This is a genomic window from Arthrobacter sp. 1088 (assembly GCF_031455315.1).
Classification (GTDB): Bacteria; Actinomycetota; Actinomycetes; order Actinomycetales; family Micrococcaceae; genus Arthrobacter.
This window is the reverse complement of sequence record NZ_JAVDSM010000007.1, coordinates 236423-257887: the sequence shown is the minus strand read 5'-3', so window position 1 is coordinate 257887 and position 21465 is coordinate 236423. Positions and strand designations below refer to the sequence as shown.

The 21465-nt window shown below is 62.5% G+C and carries 23 protein-coding genes; 5 read left to right on the top strand and 18 right to left on the bottom strand.

Features of this window, described 5'->3' with window-relative positions; all coding sequences use genetic code 11:
* Window positions 1–3: 3 nt before the first annotated feature.
* Entirely contained in the window at window positions 4–1020 is a 1017-nt protein-coding gene (locus J2Y41_RS13415) for an exonuclease domain-containing protein (RefSeq protein ID WP_224090915.1), read from the bottom strand.
* Between the two features lie 9 nt (window positions 1021–1029).
* A complete protein-coding gene (locus tag J2Y41_RS13410; RefSeq protein ID WP_309929152.1) occupies window positions 1030–1206 on the bottom strand; it encodes a hypothetical protein in 177 nt (58 codons plus the stop codon).
* Here J2Y41_RS13410 and J2Y41_RS13405 point away from each other — a divergent pair.
* Window positions 1151–1915 carry a DedA family protein gene (locus J2Y41_RS13405; protein WP_224090919.1) on the top strand — a complete coding sequence of 255 codons (765 nt, stop codon included), beginning with the start codon at window positions 1151–1153 and terminating at the stop codon, window positions 1913–1915. The two genes, J2Y41_RS13410 and J2Y41_RS13405, sit on opposite strands and share 56 nt — an antisense overlap.
* Before the next feature lie 118 nt (window positions 1916–2033).
* Here the strand turns inward: J2Y41_RS13405 and rdgB are convergent, their stop codons facing one another.
* The 6 genes from rdgB to clpS all read right to left on the bottom strand — a co-directional run bounded on the left by rdgB (window position 2034) and on the right by clpS (window position 6458).
* Window positions 2034–2696 carry an RdgB/HAM1 family non-canonical purine NTP pyrophosphatase gene (gene rdgB, locus J2Y41_RS13400; RefSeq protein ID WP_309929040.1) on the bottom strand — a complete coding sequence of 221 codons (663 nt, stop codon included), beginning with the start codon at window positions 2694–2696 and terminating at the stop codon, window positions 2034–2036.
* Window positions 2693–3451: a ribonuclease PH gene (gene rph / locus J2Y41_RS13395; protein ID WP_254186194.1), complete on the bottom strand. Its 759-nt coding sequence runs from the start codon at window positions 3449–3451 to the stop codon at window positions 2693–2695. The genes rdgB and rph overlap by 4 nt, the downstream gene beginning before the upstream one ends.
* Before the next feature lie 78 nt (window positions 3452–3529).
* Entirely contained in the window at window positions 3530–4327 is a 798-nt protein-coding gene (locus J2Y41_RS13390; RefSeq protein ID WP_309929035.1) for an MBL fold metallo-hydrolase, read from the bottom strand.
* A complete protein-coding gene (gene murI / locus J2Y41_RS13385; protein WP_309929032.1) occupies window positions 4324–5472 on the bottom strand; it encodes a glutamate racemase in 1149 nt (382 codons plus the stop codon). The genes J2Y41_RS13390 and murI overlap by 4 nt, the downstream gene beginning before the upstream one ends.
* A 64-nt stretch (window positions 5473–5536) precedes the next feature.
* The gene (locus J2Y41_RS13380; protein WP_224090922.1) at window positions 5537–6103 is read right to left on the bottom strand and encodes a DUF2017 domain-containing protein; all 567 of its coding nucleotides are present in this window, start codon (window positions 6101–6103) and stop codon (window positions 5537–5539) included.
* Window positions 6096–6458 (bottom strand): ATP-dependent Clp protease adapter ClpS, encoded by a 363-nt coding sequence (clpS, locus tag J2Y41_RS13375; RefSeq protein WP_216923934.1) that lies wholly within the window; start codon window positions 6456–6458, stop codon window positions 6096–6098. The genes J2Y41_RS13380 and clpS overlap by 8 nt, the downstream gene beginning before the upstream one ends.
* Window positions 6459–6495: 37 nt before the next feature.
* Here clpS and J2Y41_RS13370 point away from each other — a divergent pair, with 37 nt between their 5' ends.
* Together J2Y41_RS13370 and J2Y41_RS13365 are read left to right on the top strand one after the other, a co-directional pair.
* Window positions 6496–7824 carry a nicotinate phosphoribosyltransferase gene (locus J2Y41_RS13370; protein ID WP_224090926.1) on the top strand — a complete coding sequence of 443 codons (1329 nt, stop codon included), beginning with the start codon at window positions 6496–6498 and terminating at the stop codon, window positions 7822–7824.
* On the top strand, window positions 7824–8456 hold the full coding sequence (locus tag J2Y41_RS13365; protein ID WP_224090928.1) for an isochorismatase family protein: 633 nt from the start codon (window positions 7824–7826) through the stop codon (window positions 8454–8456). Before J2Y41_RS13370 ends, J2Y41_RS13365 begins: the two co-directional genes overlap by 1 nt.
* Before the next feature lie 30 nt (window positions 8457–8486).
* Here J2Y41_RS13365 and J2Y41_RS13360 read toward each other — a convergent pair whose 3' ends face one another.
* From J2Y41_RS13360 to J2Y41_RS13325, 8 genes are all read right to left on the bottom strand, one after another.
* Window positions 8487–10262, bottom strand: a complete 1776-nt coding sequence (locus J2Y41_RS13360; RefSeq protein WP_224090930.1) for a DEAD/DEAH box helicase — start codon at window positions 10260–10262, stop codon at window positions 8487–8489.
* Window positions 10263–10374: 112 nt separating this feature from the next.
* Entirely contained in the window at window positions 10375–10710 is a 336-nt protein-coding gene (locus J2Y41_RS13355; RefSeq protein WP_216923938.1) for a DUF3039 domain-containing protein, read from the bottom strand.
* A gap of 8 nt (window positions 10711–10718) precedes the next feature.
* Window positions 10719–11501 carry a glucosamine-6-phosphate deaminase gene (gene nagB, locus J2Y41_RS13350; protein WP_216923939.1) on the bottom strand — a complete coding sequence of 261 codons (783 nt, stop codon included), beginning with the start codon at window positions 11499–11501 and terminating at the stop codon, window positions 10719–10721.
* Window positions 11502–11587: 86 nt separating this feature from the next.
* On the bottom strand, window positions 11588–13159 hold the full coding sequence (locus J2Y41_RS13345) for a transporter (RefSeq protein WP_309929024.1): 1572 nt from the start codon (window positions 13157–13159) through the stop codon (window positions 11588–11590).
* On the bottom strand, window positions 13141–14001 hold the full coding sequence (locus J2Y41_RS13340) for an ABC transporter ATP-binding protein (RefSeq protein WP_309929022.1): 861 nt from the start codon (window positions 13999–14001) through the stop codon (window positions 13141–13143). The genes J2Y41_RS13345 and J2Y41_RS13340 overlap by 19 nt, the downstream gene beginning before the upstream one ends.
* A gap of 41 nt (window positions 14002–14042) precedes the next feature.
* Window positions 14043–15143 (bottom strand): NADH:flavin oxidoreductase/NADH oxidase, encoded by a 1101-nt coding sequence (locus tag J2Y41_RS13335; protein ID WP_309929020.1) that lies wholly within the window; start codon window positions 15141–15143, stop codon window positions 14043–14045.
* Window positions 15143–16144: a tetratricopeptide repeat protein gene (locus J2Y41_RS13330; RefSeq protein WP_309929018.1), complete on the bottom strand. Its 1002-nt coding sequence runs from the start codon at window positions 16142–16144 to the stop codon at window positions 15143–15145. The genes J2Y41_RS13335 and J2Y41_RS13330 overlap by 1 nt, the downstream gene beginning before the upstream one ends.
* 38 nt (window positions 16145–16182) lie before the next feature.
* On the bottom strand, window positions 16183–17949 hold the full coding sequence (locus tag J2Y41_RS13325) for a hypothetical protein (protein ID WP_224090940.1): 1767 nt from the start codon (window positions 17947–17949) through the stop codon (window positions 16183–16185).
* Between the two features lie 240 nt (window positions 17950–18189).
* Between J2Y41_RS13325 and J2Y41_RS13320 the strand changes: the two genes are divergently transcribed.
* A complete protein-coding gene (locus J2Y41_RS13320; RefSeq protein ID WP_309929014.1) occupies window positions 18190–19482 on the top strand; it encodes an AI-2E family transporter in 1293 nt (430 codons plus the stop codon).
* A 52-nt stretch (window positions 19483–19534) separates the two neighbouring features.
* On the opposite strand, the gene J2Y41_RS13315 is transcribed toward J2Y41_RS13320, so the two are convergent.
* Together J2Y41_RS13315 and J2Y41_RS13310 are read right to left on the bottom strand one after the other, a co-directional pair.
* Complete coding sequence (locus J2Y41_RS13315) at window positions 19535–20332, bottom strand: alpha/beta fold hydrolase (protein WP_309929010.1); 798 nt, start codon at window positions 20330–20332, stop codon at window positions 19535–19537.
* A gap of 33 nt (window positions 20333–20365) precedes the next feature.
* A complete protein-coding gene (locus tag J2Y41_RS13310) occupies window positions 20366–20710 on the bottom strand; it encodes an ATP/GTP-binding protein (RefSeq protein ID WP_224090942.1) in 345 nt (114 codons plus the stop codon).
* A 49-nt stretch (window positions 20711–20759) separates the two neighbouring features.
* On the opposite strand from J2Y41_RS13310, the gene nucS reads away from it, so the two are divergent.
* The gene (gene nucS, locus J2Y41_RS13305; protein WP_216923947.1) at window positions 20760–21455 is read left to right on the top strand and encodes an endonuclease NucS; all 696 of its coding nucleotides are present in this window, start codon (window positions 20760–20762) and stop codon (window positions 21453–21455) included.
* Window positions 21456–21465: the final 10 nt, after the last annotated feature.

The window sequence follows — 21465 nt, the reverse complement described above, 5'->3', positions numbered from 1 at the left end:
GCGTTAGTTTCCGCCCACCATTTGCAGGAACTCGCCTTCCGAGACCACCTCGATCTGCTGGCCTTTCGCGTGAAGTTCCAAGACCCGCTTGGCCTTGCCCGTCAGCCGCCCGGCGCGCAGGTCCCCGGCCACGAATCCGTCGCCCACCACAAGCACGGTGGTGCGTGCGGTCACCCTGCTTTCGGGGCGTGCACCCATCTCTGCTGCCCGGGACTTGGCCTCGGGACGGGTCATGATGAGGTCGCCGGTGAAGACCACCGTCTGGCCGAACAGCGGATGTCCCGGTTCGGCTGCGGGATTCGGCAACGGATTAGGGCCTTCCTCGGGCCATGCGGACCATGCACGTCCGGGACCGTTCAGGGCGCCGTCCAGGGTTTGCTCCGCGGGACTATTTGCCTTCCTGCCCGCGAGCGCGGCAAGGGTGGGCTTGGAGAGGCCATTCATGGGATCGAAGGCAGGTTGCCTGGGCAACGTGAGGCCAAGCGAAAGATAGAGTTCCGCGATGCTGTTGGCGTTGTTACGGCGGGCGATGTCCACCAGGATTCCTGCGCAGGCGCGTGCGTCCTCGGCGGCATCGTGGTGGTTGACCAGGGGTACTCCGGCTTCCTCCGCTGCGTACGGCAGCGAGTTGGACACCAACGAGTAGCAGCGGCGGGACAGCATCACGGTGCAAACGTACTCGTAGGCCGGGCCTGCAAGTCCGGAGACCTCCAAGCCGGATCGGATAACGCCCAGATCAAAGGCTGCGTTGTGTGCCGCAAGGACGTCATTGCCGATGAAGGCACCGATTTCGGGGAAGAGGTCCCCGAACCTGGGACGGCCGGCAACGTCTTCGGCACGGATGCCGTGGATGCGGGTGTTGTGAAACTCGAAGTGGTCATGGTTCTCCGGCGGGCGCATGAGCCAGGAGGCTTCCTCCACCACCACACCACCGCGGACTTTGCTGAGGCCGACCGAACACGGCGACCCCCTGAAGCCGTTGGCTGTTTCAAAGTCGATCGCCGTAAAGTCCAATGCCACTGGACAAGGTTACAGGCCGAAAGGGTGCGTTCTTGCCGGTTTCCGCGGCGGGGCGGCGTTTCCGGGCCGCATTGTGGTGAGGGTTACGACGACGGCCGTCCAGTAGGCTTGATAGGTGATCTTTACTGCGATGAACGACTTAGCCGTATCCACTTTCGGGGGCGCGGGACCGGTGCGTCCACCCATGGCCTCGTTCCTGCCGGACTGGCTTAACCCCCAGGTCTTCCTGGCTGATCCAGCCTTGGCCCCGTGGGTAGTGCTGCTGGTATGCGGCATTGTCTTCGCCGAAACCGGTCTGCTGGTGGGCTTCTTCCTGCCCGGCGATTCCATGCTGTTCACCGCTGGCCTCCTTGTAGCCACAGACACCATCAAGTTCAATATCTGGGCCTTGGCCGCCCTCATTATCGTTTCGGCGATCATTGGCAACCAGACCGGCTACCTCATTGGCTCAAAGGCCGGCCCTGCAATCTTCAACCGCCCCGACTCCAGGCTTTTCAAGAAGGAAAACGTCGAAAGCGCCCACGCTTTCTTTGAGAAGCACGGCGGCAAAGCCCTGATTCTGGCCCGGTTCGTCCCCATCATCCGTACGTTCGTACCGGTGATCGTCGGCGTGGCCCAGATGGACAAACGCAAATTCTTCCTCTTCAACGTCATTGGCGCCGCCCTCTGGGGCGGCGGTGTCACCTTGCTTGGGTACCTTTTGGGCGACCGGGTTCCGTGGGTCAGCAGCAACCTGGACATCATCTTCATCGTCATTGTCCTGATCTCGGTTATTCCCATCATCATCGAGGTAAGCCGCGGCGTCGTCGCCAAGCGCAAAGCTGCCGCGGAAGGCAGCAACCCCGTGGAGGAATTCATCGAGGAGCACGAAGGCGGAAAGCACCGCGAGAAGTAGGCCCCACCGCACTTTTTTAGCCATACAGGAGAAGGCACCGACGCAAAAGCGGGGTGCCTTCTCCTGCATGGCCAAACCTGGACTTCCGAGAGCCGGTTTCCAGTGTTGGTTGGAATTGTTAGCTGGAATGAACGCCCGAGAGCGCTGCAACGATCGCGGGGAGCAAAGCCCGGAATGCCTGGCCTCGATGGCTGATGGCGTTCTTTTCCTCGGATGTCAGCTCCGCGCAGCTGCGGTCCATCCCCGCGGGCTGGAGCACGGGGTCATACCCGAACCCACCCTCACCACGTGGCTCGCGCAGCAGGGTGCCTTCGAGCTGCCCGTACTCAACGGTTTCGTGCGTAATTCCATCTGCTCCGGGCACTGCCAGGGCGGCCGCGCACACAAAAGCTGCCCCGCGGAAGGTGTCCGGCACATCGGAGAGCTGCGCGAGCAGCAAGCGCAGGTTCGCTGCGTCGTCCCCGTGCTTTCCCGACCACCGGGCGGAGAAGATGCCTGGCGCTCCGCCCAGGACATCAACGGCAAGCCCCGAGTCATCCGCGATGGCCACCAAACCCGTTGCCTCAGCCACGGCACGCGCCTTCAGGAGTGAGTTCTCAGCAAAGGTGACCCCGGTTTCCGCCACGTCCGGTGCACCAACGGCAGCTGCATCCACCACTTGGGTATCGACGTCGAGCCCTGGAACCTGGCCGCGAAGCAGCTCCCGGAGTTCCTTTAACTTGCCCTGGTTGTGCGTTGCCAGGACCAGCCGCGGAGCACCGGAGGCGGAGTCGCCGCTCACGGAGCTTCCGCCAGCGTCTCGCGCTGGATAGCCGCAAGCTGGCCCGTGCCGATCAGGGCGAGGTCCAACAGGGCGTTGAGCTCATCGCGGTCGAACGGAGCGCCCTCGGCCGTTCCCTGGACCTCCACGAACTTGCCGGATCCAGTGACCACCACGTTCATGTCCGTTTCGGCCCGGACATCCTCGACGTACGGCAGGTCCAGCATCGGCACGCCATCGATGATGCCCACGGAAACGGCAGCAATCGTGTCCACCAGCGGCTCGGCATTACGGGCGATGAGTTTGTTTTCGCGGGCAAACCGAATCGCTTCGGCAAGCGCCACATAGGCGCCGGTGATGGCCGCGGTGCGGGTACCGCCGTCGGCTTGCAGGACATCGCAGTCAAGGACGATCGTGTTCTCGCCCAGGGCTTTGGTATCGATGATGGAGCGCAGCGAACGGCCAATGAGGCGGGAGATCTCGTGCGTGCGTCCGCCGATCTTGCCCTTCACGGACTCGCGGTCGGATCGGGTGTTCGTTGCCCGGGGCAGCATGGCGTATTCGGCGGTAACCCAGCCGCGGCCCTCGCCCTTGAGCCAGCGTGGAACGCCTTCGGTCAGGGAAGCCGTGCACAGTACCCGGGTGTTTCCGAACTCGATGAGCGCCGAGCCCTCGGCCTGCTTGGACCAGCCGCGGGTAATGCTGATAGGACGCAGTTGATCGGGGGTCCGGCCGTCGGCGCGGATAACGGGTGTGGCTGTAGCTTCAGAAGTCATGCTTCAAGCTTAGCGACGATGGGACAACGCCCGACGCCGCCCAGCCGGCCAGGCGTACAGGGCACCATCCGGAGGGGCTTAGATCGTGTAGTGGACCCCGGCGACGGCAACAGCAACGTCCCCGGCAAACACCGGCTTGGCCTCGGACATTACCTTGGTCTGCGAAGTCCACACCGGAATGTGGGTCAGAAGCAGGCGTTTGGCGCCGGCGTTCATGGCGGCCTCCCCGGCACGCTTACCCGTTAGATGCACATCCTTGATGCCGTCATCGCGGCCTTCCTCGAACGCGGCCTCGCACAGGAACAAATCAGCGCCACTGGCCGCATCTTCCAGCCCCTGGCACGAATCGGTGTCCCCCGAATATGTCAGTACGCGGGTTACCGGCGTTCCGTCCTTGCCTGGTTCCGTTGCCGTCACACGCAATGCATAAGCCTCTTCCACGGGATGGTTGACGCCGTAAGGCGTCACCGTGAAAGGACCAACAGTGACGGGCTTCTGTTCGGCCCAATTGGTAAAGTCGAACTCCTCATGCATGCCGGGATCCAGGTCCAGCCCATAGGCAGTTGCCATCCTGTCCGCAGTTGCTGCCGGCCCCCACACGGGAATCCGGTCCCGCCCCCAACCGCCGGGCTTCCACCGGACCGCTACGTGGAGGCCACACAAGTCCATGCAATGGTCCGGGTGCAGGTGCGTGAGGAATATGGCGTCGATGTCCTCAAGATCCGTGTAACGCTGGATGGCGCCCAACGCTCCGCTCCCAAGGTCCATGACGATCTTCCATTCCCGCTCACCGTCATGCGCAGTCACCAGATAGCACGACGCCGGCGAGCCGGGACCCGGAAATGAACCAGTACAGCCCACGATGGTCAGTTTCACAGGCCACGTCCCAAGGTTGCGCTGGAACCGGGGCTGGGTCCCCTTTCCGGTTGCACGAAGTAGGAGCGACGCGACAGTCCCGCGCCGCTCCTGGCCGCTTCCAGCATTTCCGGCGTGATGCGCGCCAGGCTTCCGGTGGGGTATTGCGCAGCCACGTGGTCGACGTGCTTGACGGACAAGACCTCGGGGCCGAGGAAACGGCGGGCCAATGTTTCAAATTGGACAGCATCCCCCGTTGCAATGAACTCATGGCTGGGGGCACTTGCATCGGTTCGCTGGATACCGTGGGTGGTCAAAGCGCGGTAGACGTCCTTTGCAGTTTCCTCCGCACTGGACACCAGGGTCACGTCCTCGCCCATGACGAAAGAGATCACCCCGGTCAAGAGGGGGTAGTGCGTGCATCCAAGCACCACGGTGTCTACACCAGCGTGTTTCAGCGGCTCCAGATACTCATTCGCCGCTGCCAGAAGGTCAGCTCCCGTGGTGACGCCGGCTTCAACGAAGCTCACGAAGGCCGGACAAGCCACAGAGGTAATGGCAAGATCGGGGGCTGCCGCGAACGTGTCCTCATAGGCGCGCGAGCCCACGGTGGCGGAGGTCCCAATGACGCCGATCCTGCCGGAACGGGTGGCCGCGACCGCTCTACGCACAGCGGGTTGGATGACCTCGATAACAGGGATCCCATATCGCGCGGTATAGCGTTCACGCGCATCCCGGAGAACTGCGGCCGAAGCAGAGTTGCAGGCAATGGTCAGCAGCTTCACACCCGAATCCACGAGCTCGTCCATCACACCCAGTGCGTTGGCCCGGACCTCGGCGATGGGCAGTGGCCCATAGGGTCCATTTGCGGTATCCCCCACGTACAGGATCGATTCGTTGGGGAGTTGATCGATGATGGAGCGGGCTACCGTCAACCCACCCACGCCGGAATCAAAGACACCAATCGGACGGGACCCCATGAGCTCATTGGGGACCACCAGGTCAGCGGGCGAGGCAGCAACCGCGACCCCTGTGGCGTCTAATGATCCGGCGCCTGATGATCCGGCGCCTGTTGAATCGTCGCCCTTTGAACTGTCGCCCGTTGAACTGCCAGATGCTGAAGTCATGATTATTCGAGAATAAGGCTTCCCCTGTGTTGCGGCCATTACCTGTGGCCTCCGCCTCGTGTCTGGTGTGTCACATAGGCAGGCCCGGTGATGACCTCCCGGATCAGGATTTTGCCTGCCTGGCCGACATCATCGATTGCACCAGAGACTCCTGGAGCCAGGTGGTGAAGTTGTAGACCAACGCCAGGTAACTCTCCACGTCCTCCGCCTGGCTCCAGTCCTGCATGCTGTGGATATGCTCGGCGTCCGCCTCATCGCGGATGTCCAGGCGTTCGGCCAAAACCAGGCGAACATCATTCAAGGCCATGGACCAGCGCGTTGCGTCCTCCAGGGTCAGGACAAGATCATCCTTGTCCAGGCCCATCGCTGTGGCCTTCAACGCGCCAATCTTGTTTTCCCGCACGGAGCGTTCGGTCAATTGGCGGAACTCAAGCGAGCCGCCGTCGTCGTCCTTCATGACATTCGGCAAAAGCCGCAGCAAGGCGCGATCGCTCGGTTGCTTCACGTCCATGTCCAAGCCGATCAAGGCGGCCAGCGGGTCCTCGTTCTCCCGGGCATCGGACTCCAGCATCGAGATGACGTCGTCCAGCAGCCCGCGTAGTAGATCCCGTTCGGCAGGCTCAAGGTAGCCGGTGATTCCCTTGAGTCCGTATTTGAATGCCTTAGCCACGCTGGCGGCCGCCCTTCCCGGGTGCTTCGTTTCCGCTTGCCGCTTTCTCCACGGTGGCCCACAGTCCAAAGCCGTGCATGGCTACTGCGTGCTGCTCAACCTGTTCCTTGCTGCCATGCGCCACGATGGAGCGGCCCTTCCTGTGGACTTCCATCATGAGCTTGTGTGCTTTGGACTCGGAGTAGCCGAAGTAACTCTGGAACACATAGCTGACGTAACTCATGAGGTTGACGGGATCATTCCAGATCACCAAATTCCAAGGGATGTCCGGGGCAGTCAGGACATCGGTGGACGTCTGTTCTACAGCTTCCGTCCGCTCATCAATGTCCGTGCCAAATGCAACGCTAGGGGTCATCTGTCCATTCTATGGCGGCTCGCACTAGAGTGAATTCGTGAGTAGAGCCACGTCTTGGGACCATCCCGCCACTTCCTTGTACACCGACCACTACGAGTTGACGATGCTCCAGGCCGCCCTGCACTCGGGGGCTGCCCATCGCCGCTCAGTGTTTGAAGCGTTCGCCCGGCGCCTGCCCGACGGCCGCCGCTACGGCGTGGTAGGGGGAACCGGCCGCCTCCTGGAAGGAATTGCCGACTTCAGCTTCGGTGAAGCCGAGCTCGCATTCCTTGAGCGGAACAAGGTGGTCAACCAGGAGACACTGGACTACCTTGCCAACTACAAATTCACTGGAGACATCTGGGGCTACGCGGAAGGCGACGCCTACTTCCCCAACTCCCCCATCCTCATCGTTGAGTCCACGTTCGCAGAAGCCTGCATCCTGGAGACCTACATCCTCTCCGTCCTGAACCACGACAGCGCCATCGCCTCTGCCGCATCAAGGATGACGTCAGCGGCCGGCAGCCGGCCATGCATCGAAATGGGTTCCCGGCGCACCCAGGAAGAATCCGCGACGGCGGCTGCCCGCGCGGCAGTAATCGCCGGCTTCGCCAGCACCTCCAACCTTGAGGCCGGACGACGCTACGGCATCAAAACCGTTGGCACGGCGGCGCACTCCTTCACGCTCCTCCACGACACCGAACGCGAGGCCTTCGAAGCACAAATCGCCGCATTCGGCCCGGGAACCTCGCTGCTGGTAGACACGTACGACGTCGAAACAGCGGTGCGCACCGCCGTCGAACTGGCCGGGGACAAACTGGGCGCCGTCCGATTGGACTCGGGCGACCTGATTGCCCAGGCGCAGTGGGTCCGGCAACTGCTGGATGACCTTGGAAACGTGAACACCCGGATAGTAGTTACCTCGGACCTGGACGAATTCGCCATAGCCGCCCTCCAGTCCGCCCCCGTGGACTCCTACGGGGTTGGCACGTCCTTGGTCACGGGCTCAGGCGCTCCCACCGCCAGCATGGTGTACAAACTGGTGAGCAGGACAAACGACGCCGGCGAGTTCATCTCCGTTGCGAAAGCGGCCAAGAACAAGGCCAGCGTAGGTGGACGCAAGTACGCCCTGCGCAAACTCAACGAACACGGAAGGGCCACGCAGGAGATCGTTGGAATAGGTCGCCGGCCGGAAGACGACGGAAACGACCGTTCATTGTTGCACCAGTTCATCAAGAATGGTGAACTCCTGCCCGGCTGGACTGGCCCCGAAGGCGTGATCCGCGCCAAAGAACGGCACGCCGCCAGCATGGCCGAATTGCCCGCCGTAGTGAACCGCCTGCAGCGCGGTGAGGCCGCCATCCCCACCATCTACGAGGAGAATTGATGTCCAGGGCCCTGATCATCGTCGATGTCCAGAACGACTTCTGCGAAGGCGGTAGCCTCGCCGTCGAAGGAGGCGCCGCAGTTGCCGGCGCCATCACCGAGTACGTGGATGCGAACCAGCAGCATTTTGACCACATCGTGGCCACCCAGGATTGGCACATCGAACCGGGCAGCCATTTCTCCGATGAGCCGGACATGGTGGATTCCTGGCCGCCGCACTGCCGGGCCCGGACCAAAGGAGCTGAACTCCACGAGGACCTGGACCCGGAATACATCCAGGCTTACTTCCGTAAAGGACAGTACACAGCGGCCTACTCCGGCTTTGAAGGCGTCCTTGCCCCGGAAGACGACGTCCCTTCCGGGGATCTCAAGGCCGGGTCCGTCGTCTCCGAGGTCCTGGATGAAGATGCCATCGGCCTCGATGACTGGCTGCAAAGCCACGACGTCGAAGAGGTGGTAGTCGTAGGCATCGCCACGGACTACTGCGTCAAGGCAACGGCCCTTGACGCCGTACAGGCCGGATATGCCACTACGGTCATTGCGGACCTGACAGCGGGAATCGCCGGGGACCTCACCGAAACCTTCGACGAAATGGAAGCCGCCGGCGTCGAGGTTGAACGCAGCCAGGTTTAACGCAGCTGGGTTTAACGCCGCCAGGTCCGGCTACTTTCGCCCGATGAACCAATCCTGCAACTTACGCAACCGCGCCTGAAGTTGTTCCTCGTTCGCCTGGGCTACAGCAGGTCCACCGCATAGTTCGCGCAGTTTCGTGTGCACTACTCCGTGCGGTGTACCTGTCCGAGCGGACCACGCGGCTACGTTCTTGGCCAGTTCGTTGCGCAAGTCCATGAGCATGCGGTGGTCGGGTACGGCCGGAGAAGCTGCGGCAGCCAAAGGCGACTGGCGCTTTTTGCGCGATTGCTGTTCGTGCTGCCGCTGACGCAGCAACGTCCCTACCTGCTCGGCGTCGAGAAGCCCCGGAATGCCGAGGAAGTCCAACTCCTCATCGGAGCCGATGTCCGCTCCCGTACCGAATTCACCGCCGTCGAAAAGGACGCGGTCAAAGGAAGCCTGCGAATCGAGGGCTTCGAACTTGCCCTTGGTGAGCTCGTCCGAGGCCTTGTCCTCGCGGTTGGCCTCGGCCATGAGGTTCTCTTCAGGGCTGAAGAGTCCGTCCTCATCCTTTTCCGGGCGGTCAAGGGCGTGATCGCGCTCGGCCTCCATGGTATTGGCCAGCACCATCAGGGGTGGCACCGAGGGCAGGAAGACCGACGCCGTCTCGCCCCTTTTGCGGGCACGCACAAAACGGCCTACGGCCTGGGCAAAAAACAGCGGCGTCGAGGTGGACGTGGCGTAGACGCCCACCGAGAGGCGGGGAACGTCCACGCCTTCGGACACCATCCGGACGGCGACCATCCACCGCTTGTCTCCCGCGGAGAATTCCTCGATCTTGCTGGAAGCCTTGGAGTCGTCAGAGAGAATTACCGTGGGCGACTGCCCGGTGATCTTCTTAAGCTGCCCTGCGTAGGCACGGGCGTCGTCGTGGTCCGTGGCGATAACCAGCCCACCGGCGTCCGGGACCGTCCGGCGAACTTCGCCAAGGCGTTTATCCGCGGCGGCAAGGACAGCCGGAATCCATTCGCCGGTCGGGTTCAACGCCGTCCGCCAGGCCTGTGACGTGATGTCCTTGGTGACAGCCGCTTCCCCAAGGGAGGCGGCCATTTCGTCACCCGCACTGGTCCGCCAGCGCATCTGGCCCGAGTAGGCCATGAAAAGCACGGGACGCACCACGTGGTCCCGGAGGGCATTGCCGTAGCCATACGTGTAATCGGCTTTGGAGCGGCGAATGCCGTCGCGGTCCTCGGCGTATTCCACGAACGGGATGGGTGAGGTATCGGAACGGAACGGCGTACCGGTCAGTGAAAGGCGCCTTGCCGCTGGGTCAAAGGCCTCGCGCAAGCCGTCTCCCCAGGACAGGGCCTCTCCACCGTGGTGGATTTCGTCCAGGATGACCAGCGTCCGGGCGGCTTCTGTCTTGGCACGGTGCAGCATCGGCTTGCTCGCCACCTGGGCATACGTCACAGCGACGCCAACGAATCCACGGCCATGCTGGCCATCGGAATTCTTGAAGTTGGGGTCAATGGCGACGCCCACCCGGGCAGCGGCGTCAGCCCACTGCCGCTTCAGGTGATCCGTGGGAGCCACGATGGTGATCCTGTTAACTACGCCGCTATCCAGCAGCGTGGTGGCAATGCGCAAGGCGAAGGTAGTTTTACCGGCGCCAGGCGTAGCCACGGCCAGGAAATCCTTTGGATGCCTGGCCATGTAGAGGTCCAGGGCTTCCTGCTGCCAGGCACGCAGCTTGGGCGCTGTACCCCATGCGGCGCGTTCCGGGTACGCCGGAGGCAGGGATGGACCACCAAATAATGTTTCTGTCATGCGGACTCCCCCGGCCTGATGGCAGCGAAAATTAGCCCCGGTTCTCCGGGCACGCGGCAACGGACCGCATTGCGGTCACTACGGGAAGGGGCCTGTGTTCTCTCCCTACCCACTACTTGGAGTTGCCCGGGCCGCTGTCTCCACCGTCATTGCCGGGACGGAGGCCCTCATAGATCTCCTTGCACTCCGGGCAGACCGGGAACTTCTGGGGATCGCGCCCCGGCGTCCAGACTTTGCCGCAGAGGGCAATGACGGGCTCGCCGGTCATTGCCGACTCCATGATCTTTTCCTTGCGCACATAGTGCGCGAACCGCTCGCGGTCGCCGGGCTCCACTTCCTGGCGCGTTTCCTCGCGCTCAATGGTGGATGTGGACGTTCCGGCTCCGGAAAGCTCGCGCATGGGGTCGTTTTCGAATGGATCCGGAGGAAGCGTAGTCATGGCATCCATCTTACCGTCTACAGACCCTGCCACTCCGGCTTGTTGTCATAGGTGTGGCGGTAGTAATCGGCCAGCTTCAGCGACGACGCCGCGGCCTCGTCCACCAATATTGTGGCGTGGGGATGCATCTGAAGGACGGATGCAGCGCAAATTGCGGCTACCGGACCTTCGACGAAATCCCGCACTGCCTGGGCTTTTTGCGCACCCGTAGCCACCAGGATGACGTGGCGGGCATCCATGATGGTGCCCAACCCCTGGGTGACCACGTGGTGCGGGACGTCGTCGATGCTGTTGAAAAAGCGTGCGTTGTCCTTGCGGGTCTGCTCGATCAGCGTTTTGATCCGGGTGCGGGATGCCAGCGATGAACCGGGTTCATTGAATCCGATGTGGCCGTCCGTGCCGACGCCCAGGATCTGGAGGTCCACGCCGCCGGCATCCTTAATTGCATCCTCGTAGGCCTGGCAGGCTGCTTCCAGGTCCTCGGCGGCACCATCGGGGCCATGCACATTCTCAGGCTTGATGTTTACCCGATTGGTGAACTCGCGCCGGATCACCTCGCGGTACGACTCAGGATGACCTGCTTCAAGTCCAACGTACTCATCAAGCGCGAATCCATGTGCCTCACTGAAGTCCACGCTCCCGGCTTCGTAGCGCCGGGCCAATTCGTCGTAGATAGGCAGCGGAGAGGAGCCCGTGGCCAAACCCAGGACCGCGTTCGGCTTGCGGCGCACAAGGGCTTCGATGGCATCTGCCGCCAGTGCGCCAATCTGTTTGGTGCCAGGGAGAATGACAACTTCCATCGTCACTGCCTTTCTTGTGTAGGAATTGCGCGGTATTGACACGAGGTTATCCCATGTCCCATGAGCTTGCCATGGTTGTTACGGCGTCAGCGGTTCACACTGACCTGGGCGAACATCTCCGGGCCCCGTGCATCCAACCATTTACCGCCCAGGCGCACTCCGACAATGAACAGGCCAATGCCCAAAAGTGGACCCACACCAAGGTTAATCCAGCCGGGGACGACGCTGCCGGTAAACAGTTGGGCCCCCACCAGCGCAAGCTGCGGCAGGAGCAAGAGAACCAGGACACCCATGCCTATCATCTGCACGGCCAGCGTCTGGGCAACGTTGCCAGGTGGCTTCTTGAACGGGCTGTCACCGGGCAAGGGCACAGCGATGTTGTATCGCGCAGAGATCACCGAGGATAAACCCAAGCCGGTGAACAACGTGCCCAGCGACAGTCCCACCACGTTCGGAGCCCACGCCCAGGAACCGGTGAAGAAGAACGGACCTATGGAAAAGAGAAGCACAAGAGGCAGGGCAATGGTTAAGCACGCAATGGCACGGCCCAGGCGGTCATCCACACCCCTGACACCTGCTGCCAGGTGAAGGGCAAAAGCGGTGTTGTCATAGGAAACATCAGCGCAGATGGACCACGCCATGACAAACGCCGTCAGCGGCCCAAGGAGCATGAGCATTCCGTAATCACCGCTTTGGCTCCCGCTGAAGAAGAAAATCACCGGAAACAGTGGAACGACCACCAGCGAGCCCGCGTATCGAGGGTCTTTCATCCAATAAATCAAGGCGCGGGCAGCAACCGCGCCAGCCGGTGTACCTGGCAGTAGATCGAACAGCCCACGCTTGCCGCCCTTCTTGGCGGAACCTCCGGCGTACGGCGGGGTCACCAAAGCGTGTTGCAGCAGCAGGTGCCAGCACAGCAGCAATCCGGACAGGGTTGCAGCACCAATGAGGAGTTTCAGTCCGGCGGAAGCAACATCGCCGGCCTCGAGGTCACCGCCCAGGGACCAGGCCGCGCCAAGAGGGGTCCAAGAGACTGTACGGGCGAGCCCAGGGAGATAATCCGCCGTGCCGCGAACTCCGTCGACGATACCCACGATGATGGGACCCATCAGCATGAGCGGGATGAAAAAGACAATGCTGCTGACGTCCTTGAAACGGCGGGACGATGCCAGGCCGGCAGTCGCCGTCGTCACCACTTTGGACAACACGATGCAGGTCAAGGCTCCCAAAATCGCGCCCAGCAACGCACCCGCCACGGATGGAAAACTCCGCCACCACGTGCCAACAGTCGCCAGCGCGACAAGGGCTGTGGCAAGGCCCGGAATCCCGATGAAACCCGCCAAAGCAAGGCCGGTGAGAAGCTGGCGGGGTGGGATCGCAGACGTGGTGAACCGTGCGGGATCCAGCGTCATGTCGGCTGCGGAGGCAAGAAGGGGAACCACTGCCCAGCCCAGCATTGCCGCAGCACCGCCCAAGACCACTACGGTCCGGGCGATTTCAGGGTCCGCCCAACGCAGGGCAATCAAGGCTCCAATCAACAGGACCACGATTCCCAGCGCATACAACAGCCCGATGCCCATTCCGATGAGCTGCGCGGGGCTGCGCTTGAAGCCGTTCATGAGCAACCGCCATTTAAGGCTTAGAAGGTGCGCAACCACTCCAGTCCCTCCGTCCGGTGCCCGCCGCCTACCAACTGCACAAAACGTTCCTCCAGCGTGGAACCGTTCCGGACTTCATCCACGGACCCCGCCGCGAGGACACGTCCTGATGCCACAACTGCCACATGGCTGCACATGCGCTGCACGAGGTCCATGACGTGGCTGGAGACGATGACCGTACCTCCGGAAGATACGTAGCTCTCAAGGATGCCCCTGATGTTTGCAGCCGACACCGGATCCACCGATTCAAAGGGCTCGTCCAATACGAGCAGCCGCGGAGCATGGATCAGCGCCGAAGCCAACGCAATCTTCTTGGTCATACCTGCCGAGTAATCAACCACCAAGGATCCGGCATCGGCTTCAAGGTCCAAGGCGGCCAACAGTTCGGTCACCCGAGGACGAACCACGTCCCGGTCCATGCCGCGGAGCAGGCCCGCATAGGTGACCAGCTGTTCCCCGGTCAGCCGGTCAAACAAACGGACACCATCGGGCAACACACCCATGAGCTTCTTGGCCTCCAGGGGCTGGGCCCAAACGTCCACACCATGGACCAACGCCGTGCCAAAGTCCGGCCTCAGCAGCCCAGTGGCCATAGACAATGTGGTGGTCTTGCCGGCACCGTTCGGACCCACCATTCCATAGAAAGAACCCACTGGAACCTCCAGGCTCAGGCCAGCGACAGCGATCTTTCCGCCGAACCGCTTGGCCAGGCCGCGGATGGACAGGGCCGATAGGTCCCTGTGCGGGTCTGCTGACAGTCCGGGTTCAACCGCGGAATCCTGCGGTGCAGGCCGGCGAAGCCGGGATGGCTGGGAGAGTGGTTCATGGCGCGGTTCCGTCATGGCTCCAGCCTAGCCCCGGCTTACAGTGGTGTCGGGACGTGCTAGAAGCCGTGGCGGGGTATGGCTCTGCGGTACTGCGGAACCCAGGAAATTTCGTGTCCGAGCTCATAAGCGGCCCTGAGCCACCAGTGCGGATCGCGCAACGCTGCCCGCGCCATGAAGACCGCATCGGCACGCCCGTTTGCCACGATATCCTCGGCCTGGGTGGCACTTGTGAGCAGGCCCACTGCGCCGGTGGGTATACCGGCGTCGCGTTTTACCTGTTCGGCGAATCCAGCCTGGTAACCGGGAGCGGGCCGGATTTGTTGATGGGCGACCGCCCCGCCACTGGAGACGTCCACGAGGTCGACACCGCGTTCGGACGCGGCCTTGGCAAGGCGGACGGAGGCATCGATATCCACTCCCCCTTCCGCCCAATCAGTTGCGGAAATCCGCAACAACAATGGCATGGAATCCGGAATGACCTCTCGCACGGCGTCTACGACCGCGAGCATCAACCGGTTCCTCCCATTCTCAGTGCCACCCCATTTATCAGTACGGGTGTTGATAAGGGGGCTTTGGAACTGGTGAAGCAGATACCCGTGTGCGCCATGGATTTCCACGGTGTCAAAACCTACGGCCACAGCCCGGGCGGCCGCAGCTGCAAAGTCGGCAATAACTCCACGGATGTCTTCTTCGCTCATGGCTTCCGGCGCCGCGTAACCGTCGTAGGGCTGTTGGGTAGGACCAAAAGTGACCCAGCCGCCGTCGGAAGCTGGAACGGAACCCGTCCGGTCTGAAAACGGCCAGTACGTCGACGCCTTACGCCCGGCGTGCGCGAGCTGGGCACCGATCTTGCAGTCGACGGCGCCGTGCTGGTGAACGAAGTGGACAATCCGCTCCCAGCCGGCAGCCTGCTCATCGGAGTACAGTCCAGCGTCCCTGGGGCTGATCCGGCCTGAGGCATTCACCGCAGCAGCTTCACCCAGGATCAACGCAGCACCACCGGCCGCAAAGGATCCCAGGTGCATCAAGTGCCAGTCGTTGGGTATGCCTTCACCCGTTTCCGGGGTGCAACTGTACTGGCACATAGGTGAAACCCACCCACGATGCGCAATGTGGAGCGAACGCAGCTGCAGGGGCGTAAACAGCGCCGAGGGCACTAGAACAGAACCCTCGCAAGTCCTTGACGGGCTTTGGCCACCCGCTCATCCGACGTGCCCACTACTTCGAAAAGTTCAAGCAGGCGTAGGCGGGCGGTCTCGCGCTCGGGACCGAAATTCCGGCCGATGAATGCAATGATGCGGTTGAATCCATCCTCGATGTGCCCACCGGAGATGTCGAGGTCGGCCACGCCCAGCTGGGCCTGCACATTGTCGGGCTCCTGTGCTGCCAGTTCCCGGAGGTTTTCAGCTTCGGCAGCTGAGATCTTCTCAAGCCGGGCCATCAGCTCCACCTGCGCCAAGCCTGCCTTGGCGTCTGCGTCGGCGGGCATTTCCAACAATGCTTGCTTATAGGCAGCCGCCGCTCCGGCGTAGTCTCCGGCCTCGATTGCATCGATGGCTGCTTGATGGAGGGGAGGCAGCGGTGCTGGTTCCGCTTCGCCCTCCGGCGCAGCATCACCGATGCTTCCGGTCACGCCGTTGGCGGCTGCAACCTTGAGCAGTTCATCAACGAGGCTGCGGATCTGCTCGTCATCGGCAGGGCCCTGGAACAACGGCACGGGCTGCCCTTTGACGACGGCAACAGCCGTGGGCACTGCCTGGACCTGGAAGGCCTGTGCGAGTTGAGGGAACGCATCAACGTCAGCGGCAGCAAGAACCAAGCGTCCGCCATAGCTTTCGACGACGCGCTGGGCTGCGTCGAGGACAGCCGGAGATTCGGCGGCATAGCGCGACCAGAGAAGGAAGAGGACAGGTATCTGGGCGGACAACTGCACCAGATCCTGGAAATTGGTTTCGGTAGCGTCCACGCGAAGGGGTGCACGTCCCGATTCGGCTCCGCTGGGTGCCCCCGATTCCGGGCTGGCGGAATCGGTTGGCGCGCCTGCAGGCGGCGACTGGGGCGGGGCGGCGGGCCGGCGCAACGACGAGAGGTCGACGGCGCCGCGCAGGTTCAGCTGGCTGGCAGCGGCTGGAGTGGGTCGGTATCCGGGCGAACTCATACCGTCCACTCTAGCCGCTGCCTTGCCATGGGCATGTCCTACTTGAAGCTGGCTCCCACGAGTCCGCGGGTAGCGGCTACGAGCTTCATGGGATCAGCAGAACCTGCCGGCGGAATGTAAACGGCCACCGATTCGGCGAAGTTCAGGACCATACCTGTGGTGGTTTCCTTGCCGCCGGCGAAAACAGCGGAGTCGTCCTCGAGAATCAGTTTGTCCCCTGCCGCCTTCGGTGTTCCTTCAAAAGCGAAGTCCAGGCGCCCGACCACCAGGGCGCCGCCATCTGCCGTGCGCAGCACCACGGTCTGGTTGTTCACCGGTGTATGGGAGAACTTGAAGTTGGCACTGGTTCCGTTCTTCACGGTGTCCGCCTGGTAGGCAAGGGCACCGGCGATGTACGGCGAGGACTGACCATCAGCGAGCTTGCTCCTGTTGGGTGAGTCAGGAGTTGTCAGCATCTCGCCAAGGATTCCCAAGGCTTCGTTGCCGCTGTAAGCCAGGCCGGTCTTGTCATCAGCTGCGGCAGGAGCGGTTCCGTCACGGGGAACGGGGAACGACGGGAAGTTGGTGCCCGGCTGCAACGGAGCGCTGCCCCAGAGCTTGTAGTTTTCCCGCGGTGAGAGCTGGACCAACGTCAGGACCTGGGGCACGACGTTGCCCTCACCCTGGGTCAGGGCAAAGACCGTACGCGGCCAGTCGCGCTTGGTACTGATGACGCTGCTCTGGAGCTTGGTGGCACGAACCGGCATCCGGGGCTCGTAAGCAGACACCGTGGAGCGGATCTTGTAGTTCTGGGTGCGGACCTGGAGTTCCATCTTGTCCACGCGCGGCGCGAGCTTGGCCGCATCCTTGGCGGCATCCGCTGCGTCCACAGTGCTGGCAACCTGCTCCAGGATGCGCTGCAGTTGGGATTCGAGCATTACAGGTGCCGCGTCCCCTTCCGTCGAAGCGGAAGAAGAGTTGGTGGGTTTGGGCGTGGACGTTGCCTGGGCAGCGATCGCCGAACTTCCCACAAGCGCGGTTGCGAGTGCAGCGGCAACGGCAGTAACGCGCAGGCTTGAGCCTTCTGCTCCAGCGCCGCGGCGACCGTCAGCCTTGCCGGGCGGCGCCTGGACGGGCAGGGTGGTGGTTTCCCCGCCACCACGCGGTCCACCGAAGTCATCACCCTTACGGTGCTCATCGCCCTTGCGGCGGTTGCTGATGGCCTTGGAAACGAACGGGAGGGCTACTCCGGCAAGCATGATGATAATGCCAAGCACGATGAGCGGCACGGCCCAAGGCGTGGTTGCGTTGTTGGGGAAGGTCATCGAGATTGACGACGGCGCAGGCTTGGTTCCGTCGCTGGCTACCAGGAGGGACCACTCGCCTCCAGCAGGAGGATTCCAGGTGTAGTCCAGTTCTCCGCTGGCGTCTTCTGTGTTAACCCACAGATCCGAACCTACAGGAGAGGGAGCAGTTGCTTCCCCGTCAGTGGAGGCAACCTCAAGGGACTTCTGGTCCTGGGAGACTCCCGTCAGAGTGTTGTGGGCAGTTTTGCCCACCCAGGCTTCGACGTCGTCCGGGCGGCCCGTGGCAACGATGAAGTTGCCTTCACCCTGGATCTTGATCTTCACCGGCCCGTCATGGAGGGCGATCAACTTTTGGTCGATCACGGTCAGCGGGGCAGCTTTTGTGTCACTGGGAACCGAGGCCGTCACGGTCTCGGCGGGGGCCCAGAAGGTTAGCTGGCCAATGCCGGCCAGCATCGTCAGCAGGCCCAGCAGCACCAGCAAGGCTGCAGTCTTCAAACGCACAGGATCACCTATCATCAGCGGTCGTTGAACTTCAAGGGTAACCGTTTTGTTATCAAAGAGTCAGATCGGCCCATCCCGCCGGGGACGCCTGGTTCCCTGCAATGGCGCCGCCAAGGCCGGATTCCGGGCTCCTGATAGTGTGGCGATGATCATGATATCCAGGCGACCAGCGCCTGAAATCGCAGCGTCACCACCGCATTTGGCTAATAACGTAGACAAAAAGTGCAAACAACGTAGAAAAGGCAGCAGAACCGCGTGAAAGACCACTTGGAGCCCCGTCCCATCGATGAGTCAGGGTCAACTGTGGTGGATGCCCCCGCGGATGGGACCTCCGCTACTGTTCCGGTCCGCACCGGACGCCTGGCCGCGATAGCCCGCAAGCTGAGGCAACCCATCCCGGGAGCCCGCACCCGGGTCAGGTTCGAGATGCCTCCCGAGGACGAGGCCGTTGTTGCAGCGGAAGGCATCAAGGCCGACGAAGACAACGATTTCGGTGCTCCCGGGCCCCGCATGTCCTCCCAGCACCCGTTATATGTGGGCTTCATGGGCACCGCGGGGGTCGGCGTGGCCCTGCTGGTCTTTTACATCGCGAGCAATACCACCCAGCTGATCCTATGGATCGTTGCCGCGCTCTTCATCGCCCTCGGTCTGGATCCGGTAGTCCGATGGCTTGAGACGCGAAAGGTGCCGCGCCCTGGCGGCATCCTGATATCCGTCTCTGTCCTGGTCCTTGCGGTCGCCGGGTTCTTCGCAACGTTGATTCCCACCATCGTGGAACAGGTTTCCGAGATCGTCCGGCAAGCGCCCGAGTGGATACGGGGCTTCCTCGACTCTGATTTCTTCCGGACCGTGGACAGCCAGTTCGGCATTCGCGACCGCATCACTACCGAACTGGATAAGTTCGTCAAGGATCCCGAAGCCATGGGTGGCATCTTCGGCGGCGTGGTGGGCTTCGGTTCCACCGTGGCCAACGGATTGTTCGGCACGCTGATTGTCCTGGTGCTTAGCCTGTACTTCCTGGCTGCCCTGCCATCCATGAAGAAATGGGCCTACCGCCTGGCGCCGAGGTCGCGCCGCCCCCGTGTCGAGGCACTTTCGGAAGCGATTACCGATTCAGTGGGCAACTACGTGATTGGCCAGGCCTGCGTTGCCCTGCTGAACGCATTCTTTGCCTTCATCGTCATGAGCATCCTCGGCATTCCCTTCAGCGTCCTGCTTGCCTTCGTGGTGGCACTGTTGGCCTTCATCCCGCTGGTTGGCGGCATGATCGCCGCAGTTGTGGTTATCCTCGTGGCGCTGACAGCCGGATGGCAAACGGCCGTTATCTATGCGATCGCCTACTTTGCCTACCTGCAGTTCGAGGCCTACTTCATCTCGCCGCGCATCATGCAGCGGGCAGTGGCCGTTCCGGGTGCCGTCGCCGTGATCTCAGTCATCGCCGGCGGAAGCCTGCTGGGTGTCCTGGGTGCGTTGATTGCCATTCCGACAGCGGCGGCCATCATGCTGCTGATCAAGGAAGTCTTCATCATGCGCCAGGACAGGCACTGATTTTCCCCGTCCAGTCGTCCCGCGTTGGCCTAATCATCCCGCGTTGGCCCGTTCATCCCGCGTTGGCGACCGGGCCCGCCCACTCACGTGGCAGACCGTTCACGCCGGCACCTACCGGAGTGACGTCGTCGACGATTTCGTCCAGGACGCGCGCTGCGTACTTCTCCCCCACCCACAGGTGCTTGGCACCGTCGACGCCCACCAGCCGCGCCTGCGGTATCAGGCTGAAGCGCTGGGCTGCCTCCGCGGGTCGAAGGTAATCGTCGTGTTCCGGAACCAACACGGTCAGCGGCTTTCCGGAGGCTGCCCACTCCTTGAGGTGGACGTCCGTTGCCCGGTGGAGTGGCGGAGACAGGAGGACCGCGCCCTCGATCTGTGATGCCACAGGTTCCACTGCGCCGTACATCAGTGCCAGTTCCGTCCCGAACGACCAACCCACCAACCACCGGTTCGGCAGGCCACGCTCAACGGCGAAACGGACGGCGGCTTCGACGTCGTAACGCTCACCGATGCCCTCTTCAAACTGCCCCTGGCTGGTACCGCGCGGCGAGTGTGTGCCACGGGTATTGAACCTCAGGACCGCCACCCCTGCCAGCGCCGGAAGCCGGTAGGAAGCCTTGCGGTAGACATGCGAGTCCATGAAGCCGCCATGGGTCGGCAGCGGATGAAGGGTGATCAACGTTGCGGTGATTTCCCCCGACTCCGGCACGGCCAGCTCCCCCAGCAAGAGTTTTCCGTCGTCGGTGGTAAATTCCACGTTCTCCCGACGTGCGGGAAGGACGGTGGAGGCCCGGATCGCCGAGGGAGCATCCTGCGCAGTGAAAACGAACGAAGCGGGGTCGAAAGTCATGCTCCCAAGCCTAAGGGAATCGGCGGGACCTGGTCAGCGGTACCGGTAGGTTCGTGACGTCCAGCAGTTGGTGTGCCAATGCCTGCGCTCGGCCAACCCGGCGGCTTCGCCAAAAAGGTGGTTGTCAGACCACACCACCAAATGGGCGATACCGGGGAGGATGGCTGTCGAGCAGCCCGGGCAGATGTACTGCTTCTCCGCCTTCCGCGCCGTCATGGTGCGGACCATCCAGTCGCCATCGGGGGCGCTTTCCCTGCGCGCAATCCCCGCCCTTGCCCGTTCCAGGTCCAGTTCCGGGGCCTCGTCTGCCCACTTGCCGGCAGGTTTGTTCGAACGTGTGCTGGCGGCGTTGCGACGAGGGCGGTTGGAACGGGGCATGATTCCATTCTGCCCCAGCGACCGGCCGCCACCGGGTAAGGTAAGGCGGGTGCGACTCGTCATAGCCCGTTGTTCTGTTGATTATGTTGGCCGTCTCAAGGCCCACCTCCCACTCGCCACCAGGCTCCTGCTGGTCAAGGCCGACGGCTCGGTGCTGGTGCACTCCGACGGCGGCTCGTACAAGCCGTTGAACTGGATGAGCCCACCGGCCACGCTGCGCGTAACTTCCCCCGAGGAAACCGAAGTGGAAGAGGGCGTCGTTGAGCAGTGGACCGTGCAGTCGGCCAAGACCGATGACCGCCTCATCATCAACATCTACGAGCAACTGCATGACACCTCACATGATCTGGGTGTCGATCCCGGACTGATCAAGGACGGCGTGGAAGCTGACCTGCAACGCCTCCTGGCAGAACAGATCGAAACGCTCGGAACCGGTTACTCACTCATCCGGCGGGAATACTTCACCGCGATCGGACCCGTAGACATCCTTGCCCGGGATGCGACCGGCGCAACGGTTGCGATTGAGCTGAAGCGGCGCGGCGACATCGACGGCGTCGAGCAGCTGACCCGGTACCTGGAGCTGTTGAACCGGGATCCACTGCTGGCGCCCGTCCGTGGGATTTTTGCAGCCCAGCAGATCAAGCCCCAGGCCAAAGTCCTGGCCAACGACCGCGGAATCGACTGCATAACGCTGGACTATGACGCCATGCGCGGTGTGGACGACAGCGAATCCCGTCTCTTCTAGCGAGTGTGCC

Bases quoted from the DNA above. Each gene is read 5' to 3' on its own strand.
- J2Y41_RS13315 (WP_309929010.1), bottom strand. From the start codon at position 20,332: ATGACTTTCGACCCCGCTTCGTTCGTTTTCACTGCGCAGGATGCTCCC.
- nagB (WP_216923939.1), bottom strand. From the start codon at position 11,501: ATGGAAGTTGTCATTCTCCCTGGCACCAAACAGATTGGCGCACTGGCG.
- J2Y41_RS13325 (WP_224090940.1), bottom strand. From the start codon at position 17,949: ATGATAGGTGATCCTGTGCGTTTGAAGACTGCAGCCTTGCTGGTGCTG.
- J2Y41_RS13365 (WP_224090928.1), top strand. From the start codon at position 7,824: ATGTCCAGGGCCCTGATCATCGTCGATGTCCAGAACGACTTCTGCGAA.
- J2Y41_RS13340 (WP_309929022.1), bottom strand. From the start codon at position 14,001: ATGACGGAACCGCGCCATGAACCACTCTCCCAGCCATCCCGGCTTCGC.
- J2Y41_RS13405 (WP_224090919.1), top strand. From the start codon at position 1,151: ATGAACGACTTAGCCGTATCCACTTTCGGGGGCGCGGGACCGGTGCGT.
- murI (WP_309929032.1), bottom strand. From the start codon at position 5,472: ATGGCCGCAACACAGGGGAAGCCTTATTCTCGAATAATCATGACTTCA.
- J2Y41_RS13355 (WP_216923938.1), bottom strand. From the start codon at position 10,710: ATGGATGCCATGACTACGCTTCCTCCGGATCCATTCGAAAACGACCCC.
- J2Y41_RS13410 (WP_309929152.1), bottom strand. From the start codon at position 1,206: ATGGGTGGACGCACCGGTCCCGCGCCCCCGAAAGTGGATACGGCTAAG.
- rph (WP_254186194.1), bottom strand. From the start codon at position 3,451: ATGACTTCTGAAGCTACAGCCACACCCGTTATCCGCGCCGACGGCCGG.
- clpS (WP_216923934.1), bottom strand. From the start codon at position 6,458: ATGACCCCTAGCGTTGCATTTGGCACGGACATTGATGAGCGGACGGAA.
- J2Y41_RS13310 (WP_224090942.1), bottom strand. From the start codon at position 20,710: ATGCCCCGTTCCAACCGCCCTCGTCGCAACGCCGCCAGCACACGTTCG.
- J2Y41_RS13330 (WP_309929018.1), bottom strand. From the start codon at position 16,144: ATGAGTTCGCCCGGATACCGACCCACTCCAGCCGCTGCCAGCCAGCTG.
- J2Y41_RS13360 (WP_224090930.1), bottom strand. From the start codon at position 10,262: ATGACAGAAACATTATTTGGTGGTCCATCCCTGCCTCCGGCGTACCCG.